The following is a 6,581-nucleotide window of genomic DNA, read 5'->3' as shown; positions in this document are numbered from 1 at the left end:
TCGATGACCCTCACATTCTTGGTGTGTCTTTGTTTAGTTTTCAATGTGCTTGTTGCCACCACGTGACAACTTCTATATATTAGCACAAGCCTCACTTCCTGTCAACAACTTTTCAGAAGTTTTTTCGAAGTTTTTGCTTGTTGCTTGTTGCTGGTAGCAACTCATATATCATATCAGTCTCGGCTATGCTTGTCAAACACTTTTTAGCTCTTTTATCAAACTTTTTAGTGAATGTTCGCTAACTCTCAGACCTACTTTATAATATCATTACAACCGCTTCAGGTCAAGCCCTTTTTGGGAATTGGCCAGCAGCTTTTTTAGCTGTCGCTGTCGTAAGGACTCTAGTAATATACCATGGTCCACTTATGACTGTCAACCACTTTTTTTCATCTTTTTTGGTCTATTTGAGAACTTGTGTTTACGGCTCTTTGGGGCCCTCTTTGGCCACAAGATATAGTGGTAGAAAAAGACAAGCAGGGAAGTCCATCTGGATCCCTGCTTGATTCTGCCTATTATATAGTAGAAAGTCTTATAAGCGGCTGTTTAATTCTGCAGCTAAGTCTTCAAAACCTGGCTTGCCTAAGAGGGCAAACATGTTCTTCTTGTAGGCTTCTACCCCTGGTTGGTCGAATGGGTTAACCCCATTGAGGTAACCAGAAATAGCCACTGCGATTTCGAAGAAGTATACTAAGTAACCTAGGCTGTAGGCGTCCATCGCTGGGATGCTTACGACTAAGTTAGGTACTTGGCCATCGATGTGAGCCAAGAGTGTCCCTTGGAAGGCTTTGGTGTTAACGAAGTCAACGGTTTGACCTTGTAAGTAACCTAAACCATCGGTATCAACTTCTTGTTCTGGAATGACCACGTCATGGCGAGGCGTCTCAACCTTGACAACCGTCTCGAAGATGTTGCGACGGCCTTCTTGGATGTATTGACCCAAGGAGTGTAAGTCAGTAGAGAAGTTAGCACTTGATGGGTAGATGCCCTTGAAGTCTTTCCCTTCTGATTCACCGAAGAGTTGCTTCCACCATTCGTTGAAGAAGGCCATTCCTGGTTCGTAGTTAACCAAGAGTTCGGTTACTTTACCTTTACGGTAGAGTAAGTTACGAATCGCCGCATATTGGTAAGCTTGGTTGCTTGCTAAATCTGCTTGGCTGTATTCGGCCATAGCAGCTGCTGCCCCTTGCATCATAGCTTGGATGTCGCCACCCGCAACCGCGATTGGCAAGAGACCAACTGGTGTTAAGACAGTGAAACGTCCGCCGATTGCATCTGGGATAACGAAAGTTTGGTAACCTTCTTGGTCAGCTTCTGCCTTGAGGGCCCCACGCTTAGCGTCAGTGGTTGCGTAGATACGTTTGATGGCTTCTTCCTTACCATACTTAGCAATCAATTTTTCCTTGAGGACACGGAAACCAACGGCTGGTTCAGTAGTAGTCCCTGATTTAGAAATAACGTTGATTGAGAAGTCACGGTCGCCAATCAAGTCTAATAAGTCATGTAAATAAGTAGAAGAAATGCTGTTACCAGCAAAGACTACTTGTGGCATGCCCTTACGGCCAGCTTTCATATTATAGAAGCTATCGTTCAAGAACTCGATGGCTGCACGAGCGCCTAGGTATGAACCCCCGATCCCGATAACCACTAAGACATCAGAATCTTGACGGATTTTCTCAGCAGCTGCTTGAACTTGGGCAAATTCTTCCTTATCGTATGCTTCAGGCCAAGTTACCCAACCGGTGTAGTCACTACCTGCCCCTGTACCCTCACGCAATTGACGGTCAGCTACGGTCACGTAGTCTTGGAGTTGAGTTAGTTCGTGTTCGCCAAAGAATTTTTTGGCAGTAGAGTAATCAAATTTAATATGTGCCATTTTTTCCTACCTCTTGTCTAGCTAGTGTTGGACTAGTTTATTTGATTTGTTGCTTGACTTCAAAGCGATCTTCTTCAATGGACTGAAGGGCGCTGTCAATCCACTCCGGTAACTTCTTAGCCACACTGGAAAAACCAATGTCAGGCAAATGGCGCTTGGCGCGCTTCTTGGTCCGGGCTGGATATGGCGGGGTGTTGAGTTTCATCAGAACCCGCATGGACAGGCTAATCTTCTTGGTATATTCATCAATGTCAATGACCATGACCTTGACCTTGTCGCCTACCTTAATCTGGTTGCTGAGCTCATTCATGTAGCCATGCTTGCACTCTGAAATATGAACCAGACCTTGTTCGGTTGGCGAGAGGCCGACGAAAACACCATAATTTTGGATACCTGTGATTTGGCCTTCAACGATATCGCCTATTTTAAATTCAGTCATAGGATGTCACCATCCTTGCTTATTCTAACACATCAATCGTCTCAATCACAACAGGTTCTACCGGTTTATCTTGGAGACCGGTAACAACTTTATTGATTGCAATGACGACATCCATGCCTTCTACCACATGACCGAAGACAGTGTGGCGTTGGTCCAACCAAGGTGTCCCACCCTCTGTCGCATAGGCTGCCACGATTTCTTCAGGGAAACTGAGTTCCTGCATTTGGCCCAACATGGTGCTTGGTACATTGCTGGCTGTCACGATGAAGAATTGGCTGCCGTTGGTATTAGGCCCTGCGTTAGCCATGGAAAGGGCCCCCTTCAAGTTGTAGAGCTCACGTGAGAATTCATCTTCGAAGCTCTCGCCGTAGATGCTCTCGCCGCCCATACCGGTACCGCTTGGGTCGCCTCCCTGAATCATGAAGTCTTCAATGACCCGATGGAAAATCACGCCGTCATAGTAGCCTTGCTTAGCAAGACCAACGAAGTTAGCCACGGTCTTAGGCGCTAGCTCTGGGAAGAGGGCTACCTTGATGTCGCCGTGGTTGGTTTTAATTAAAGCATGTAAGCTGGCTTGAGCCAGATCAAGTTGTGGATATGTCATGAATCATCCTCCTATTGTTAATGGTTGAATATCATCTATATGATACACTAAATCCCGTCAGATTCAAATCAAAAGCGACCTTCTCACGATTTTTCTTGAGAATTTACGGCTTCCTACTAGTTTCAAGTCGCATTTTTTGATATTATCTAATAGATACCTGTATAAGGAGAAGGAGGGATCCCCCCACTTATGAATACCATATTGCTGACATCTCTTGTCGCGATTCTCTTCACCCAAGCTATTAAATACCCTATTGCCCTCTTGACTAACCGCCATAAGGTCAAAGTAAATATTGTCATGACGACTGGCGGCATGCCAAGTTCCCATTCGGCCGCAGTTAGCAGCCTGATTACCAGCCTGGTGCTGGAATACGGCTTTGAATCCCCTCTGGTGGCCATCGCCACCATTTTCGGGGTCATCGTCATGTTTGACTCCATGGGCGTGCGTCGCCAGAGTGGTGAGCAGGGTCTTCTGCTCAACCTCTTAGCTAAGCGTCGCCTGCAAGACCCGGAGATCCAAGCTGACTTCCGCCGTCTGCAAGAAAGCCACGACATCGATCACTATGAAGATATGATCATCGAAAAATACCTGGGCCATCGCCCCACCGAAGTGGTGGTCGGCGTCTTAGTCGGTGTTCTAGTCGCCTTCGTCAGCCGGGCCATCTATCTCAGTCTCTAAGAAATCTGGTGCAAGGACCCTGGACTTGCCCTTTTCTTTTGCCTTAAAAACTATGATTGAATAAGGAGTCCCTACTATGTCACAAATTTACGACATCACCATCATCGGTGGCGGGCCGGTTGGCCTCTATGCTGCCTTTTACGCTGGCATGCGCCAGGCCAAGACTAAAATCATCGAAAGCTTGGACCTGCTAGGTGGCCAGCCAGCCCATCTCTACCCTGAGAAGGCCATCTACGATATCCCGGCCCACTACCAAATCAAGGGGGGCGACCTCACCCAGTCTCTGATTCAACAACTGGACCACTTTGACACCACCATCTGTACCGGCCAAGAAGCCCGTCAACTGATTCAGCATGAAGATGAGGATGGCAAGCCCTACTATGAAATTCAGACCCCGCACGCTAGCCATTTTAGCCGTGCGGTCATCATCGCCGTGGGTAACGGAGCCTTCCGTCCACGCAAGTTAGACCTAGCTGAGGCGCCAGACTTTGAAGGAAAATCGCTTCATTATTTTGTCCGCCAACCTGAGGCCTTCCAAGATCGGGTCGTAGCCATCTGTGGCGGGGGCGATTCAGCGGTTGACTGGGCCTTAGCCCTTGAACCCTATGCTAAGCAGGTCCACCTAATCCATCGCAGACCCCAGTTCCGGGCCCACGAACACAGTGTCAGCCTGTTGGAGTCTTCTAGCGTCAAGATTTGGACGCCTTATATTCCAGTGGGCCTCCATGGCCAAGACGGCCAGCTAGACCACCTGACCTTGCAAGTGCCACGCCAAGAAGAAAGCGTCGACTTAGCCGTCGATGACTTCATCGTTAGCTACGGCTTCGTCTCTTCCTTAGGCCAGATTGCCAAGTGGCCCCTGACCATCAAACGTCAGACCATCGAGACCGGCAGCTGCCACCAAACCAATTTGCCAGCTGTCTATGCTATTGGGGATATTGCCCAATATGAAGGTAAGACCAAGCTGATTGCGACCGGCTTTGGTGAAGCCACTACAGCGGTTAGCCACGCCATGGCCAGCCTCTATCCAGAGCGCAACAATCTACATGTTCACAGTTCCTCCCTTTTCGAGGATAAATAAAGAGACGAGGCCTAGGCCTCGTCTTTATTTTGCTTATTCAGCTACTAATTCTACTTCAATGTTGCCTTTAACTGCCTTGGTGTAAGGGCAGATGTTTTCTGTCTCTTGAACATAGCGTAAAGTTTCTTCTGGGCTCAAACCTTCAATGGATACAATTAATTTAGCTGCTAGGTGCAAGCTGTTAGTATCTGGTAGGTCGCCTAAGAGCACTACTTCAGCGCGCACTTGACGTTGACGGTCGCCTAAGCCATCACGTTGTAATGGGAAGGACAAAGCCCCATTGAAGCAGGCAGATAAACCAGCTGCGAAGAGCTCTTCAGGGTTGGTGTAGCCTTCTTTTTTAGCCATGCTAGTCTTAAGGTTTAAGTCCCCTGTTACGGATTTAACCTCGCCATCACGGCCACCTGTGTTAACGACGGTTGATAATGAAATTTTTTTGCTCATACTTGCTTCCTCCTTAGTTAGGTTACCTTCATTATAACATAAGCCTGAGCTTAGCGTGCTCAGGATGCTCGCGGTGCGAAGAATTTGGCAAAAAGCCAGGACCACAAGCCATAGAGGACCAGAATAAGTGCTGTCAGTCCCAAGAAATAAGACTGGGGCAGAATCCAGATGACGGGGTCCAGACCTGGATTGAAGAGCCAGAGCTCATTGGCGAAGAAGAGCCGATGGAAGGCCACAAAGGCCTGTTCAAAGAAGAGTAGCATCCCTAGTCCTAGTAGGGCTAGCCCCCACTGGCCTTGCTTAAGCGCCTGCCAATAGGACCAGGAGTTGAATTGGCCTTGGCGGACCCAACGCCAGATAAGGACATTGAGCAGGAGAGCTAGCAAGACCAGACCGATTATGAGCGTCCGAACCTCAGCAAAGTGCTGGCGCCCCCCGGCTGAACTGGCAAAATGTGCTAGTTTTAGGCTGGGCCGCCAGACTTGCCATAGATAGGTCCAAATACGCATAAAGTCCTCATAGACTGCTGACTTTGACAGACCCGCAATGTGGGGAATCCAATCTACTTGCAGATAGACCCCATAGAGCAGAGGCGCTAAGATGACGGTGCCCAGAACGGCATTGGCCAGGCCAGTCAAGAGAGTGACTCCCGCCCGAATCCAGGTCCTTATTTGTTCCATGACTAGAGCTCCCAAGTGGAGAGGTCTGGCCGGACGTAGGTTGGTTGCACGGGCACGGACTTGAGATCTTCTTCTTGAGTAAAGCCTGTCAGGACTAACAAGGTATCCATACCGGCATTAATCCCCACCTTGATGTCAGTCTCGTAATTATCACCAATCATGAGAACTTGATCCTTGGTCAAGCCCAGGGTATGGAGACCACCCTCCAGAATAGGACTGAAAGGTTTGCCCATAACGACCGGTTCTACCTGACTGGCATACTGGATAAAGGAAGTCAGGGCCCCTGAGCTCGGCATCATGCCCCGTTCAGTTGGAATATTGCTGTCGGTATTGGTCACTAAGAAGGCCGCACCATTACGGATAGCTAGGACCGCAATGGACAGGGCTTCATAGGTGGTATGACGGTCCAAGGCTTGGACCACCACTTGAGCCGATTCATCTTCCACTAGCGTGAAGCCGGCTGCTGCCACTTGTTCCTTAAGGGGCGCTTCGCCCACTACATAGACCGTTTGCCCCTCATGGTGGGCTTGCAGATAGTCGATAATAGCCATGGCGGAGGTATAGACATGTTTCTCAGTTACAGGCAATTCATACTGGGTGCTGAGGGCCTGGGCCACTTGAGCAGCCGAGCGCGTCGCATTATTGGTAATGAAGAGGAAGGGAATGTCTTGCGCCACTAACTTTTTAATGAAGGCTTCGGCTGTCGGAATACGATTCTCACCGAAGTAGACGGTTCCATCTAAATCAATCAAATAACCTGCGTAGTCTTTCATAGGGACCTC

The 6,581-nt window shown here is 48.7% G+C and carries 8 protein-coding genes; 2 read left to right on the top strand and 6 right to left on the bottom strand.

The window, feature by feature from the left end; translation table 11 throughout:
• Positions 1-529: 529 nt before the first annotated feature.
• From ACO53F_RS07760 to ACO53F_RS07750, 3 genes are read right to left on the bottom strand one after another with little or no spacing between them, the layout of a single operon-like run.
• Positions 530-1,873, bottom strand: coding sequence for a glucose-6-phosphate isomerase (locus ACO53F_RS07760; protein WP_298077485.1), 1,344 nt, complete (start codon positions 1,871-1,873; stop codon positions 530-532).
• Between the two features lie 37 nt (positions 1,874-1,910).
• The gene (locus tag ACO53F_RS07755) at positions 1,911-2,312 is read right to left on the bottom strand and encodes a CvfD/Ygs/GSP13 family RNA-binding post-transcriptional regulator (RefSeq protein ID WP_023392268.1); all 402 of its coding nucleotides are present in this window, start codon (positions 2,310-2,312) and stop codon (positions 1,911-1,913) included.
• A 19-nt stretch (positions 2,313-2,331) separates the two neighbouring features.
• Positions 2,332-2,916, bottom strand: coding sequence for a peptidylprolyl isomerase (locus ACO53F_RS07750; RefSeq protein ID WP_485137970.1), 585 nt, complete (start codon positions 2,914-2,916; stop codon positions 2,332-2,334).
• Positions 2,917-3,105: 189 nt separating this feature from the next.
• On the opposite strand from ACO53F_RS07750, the gene ACO53F_RS07745 reads away from it, so the two are divergent.
• Together ACO53F_RS07745 and ACO53F_RS07740 are read left to right on the top strand one after the other, a co-directional pair.
• On the top strand, positions 3,106-3,594 hold the full coding sequence (locus tag ACO53F_RS07745; protein WP_023392270.1) for a divergent PAP2 family protein: 489 nt from the start codon (positions 3,106-3,108) through the stop codon (positions 3,592-3,594).
• Positions 3,595-3,670: 76 nt separating this feature from the next.
• A complete protein-coding gene (locus ACO53F_RS07740; protein ID WP_485137969.1) occupies positions 3,671-4,675 on the top strand; it encodes an NAD(P)/FAD-dependent oxidoreductase in 1,005 nt (334 codons plus the stop codon).
• 33 nt (positions 4,676-4,708) lie between these two features.
• Here ACO53F_RS07740 and ACO53F_RS07735 read toward each other — a convergent pair whose 3' ends face one another.
• From ACO53F_RS07735 to ACO53F_RS07725, 3 genes are read right to left on the bottom strand one after another with little or no spacing between them, the layout of a single operon-like run.
• Positions 4,709-5,119: an Ohr family peroxiredoxin gene (locus ACO53F_RS07735; protein WP_070755835.1), complete on the bottom strand. Its 411-nt coding sequence runs from the start codon at positions 5,117-5,119 to the stop codon at positions 4,709-4,711.
• 59 nt (positions 5,120-5,178) lie between these two features.
• Positions 5,179-5,799 (bottom strand): TIGR01906 family membrane protein, encoded by a 621-nt coding sequence (locus ACO53F_RS07730; RefSeq protein WP_485137968.1) that lies wholly within the window; start codon positions 5,797-5,799, stop codon positions 5,179-5,181.
• A 2-nt stretch (positions 5,800-5,801) separates the two neighbouring features.
• A complete protein-coding gene (locus ACO53F_RS07725) occupies positions 5,802-6,572 on the bottom strand; it encodes a TIGR01457 family HAD-type hydrolase (protein WP_485137967.1) in 771 nt (256 codons plus the stop codon).
• Positions 6,573-6,581: the final 9 nt, after the last annotated feature.

The sequence above is a fragment of the Abiotrophia sp. genome (assembly GCF_057275535.1).
Note: the sequence above shows the minus strand (reverse complement) of the source record. Positions and strands in the feature narration are given on the sequence as shown.

What these genes read in the sequence shown, in the direction of transcription:
- ACO53F_RS07730 (WP_485137968.1), bottom strand. Translation starts at nt 5,799, where the DNA reads ATGGAACAAATAAGGACCTGGATTCGGGCGGGAGTCACTCTCTTGACT.
- ACO53F_RS07750 (WP_485137970.1), bottom strand. Translation starts at nt 2,916, where the DNA reads ATGACATATCCACAACTTGATCTGGCTCAAGCCAGCTTACATGCTTTA.
- ACO53F_RS07735 (WP_070755835.1), bottom strand. Translation starts at nt 5,119, where the DNA reads ATGAGCAAAAAAATTTCATTATCAACCGTCGTTAACACAGGTGGCCGT.
- ACO53F_RS07725 (WP_485137967.1), bottom strand. Translation starts at nt 6,572, where the DNA reads ATGAAAGACTACGCAGGTTATTTGATTGATTTAGATGGAACCGTCTAC.
- ACO53F_RS07740 (WP_485137969.1), top strand. Translation starts at nt 3,671, where the DNA reads ATGTCACAAATTTACGACATCACCATCATCGGTGGCGGGCCGGTTGGC.
- ACO53F_RS07745 (WP_023392270.1), top strand. Translation starts at nt 3,106, where the DNA reads ATGAATACCATATTGCTGACATCTCTTGTCGCGATTCTCTTCACCCAA.
- ACO53F_RS07760 (WP_298077485.1), bottom strand. Translation starts at nt 1,873, where the DNA reads ATGGCACATATTAAATTTGATTACTCTACTGCCAAAAAATTCTTTGGC.
- ACO53F_RS07755 (WP_023392268.1), bottom strand. Translation starts at nt 2,312, where the DNA reads ATGACTGAATTTAAAATAGGCGATATCGTTGAAGGCCAAATCACAGGT.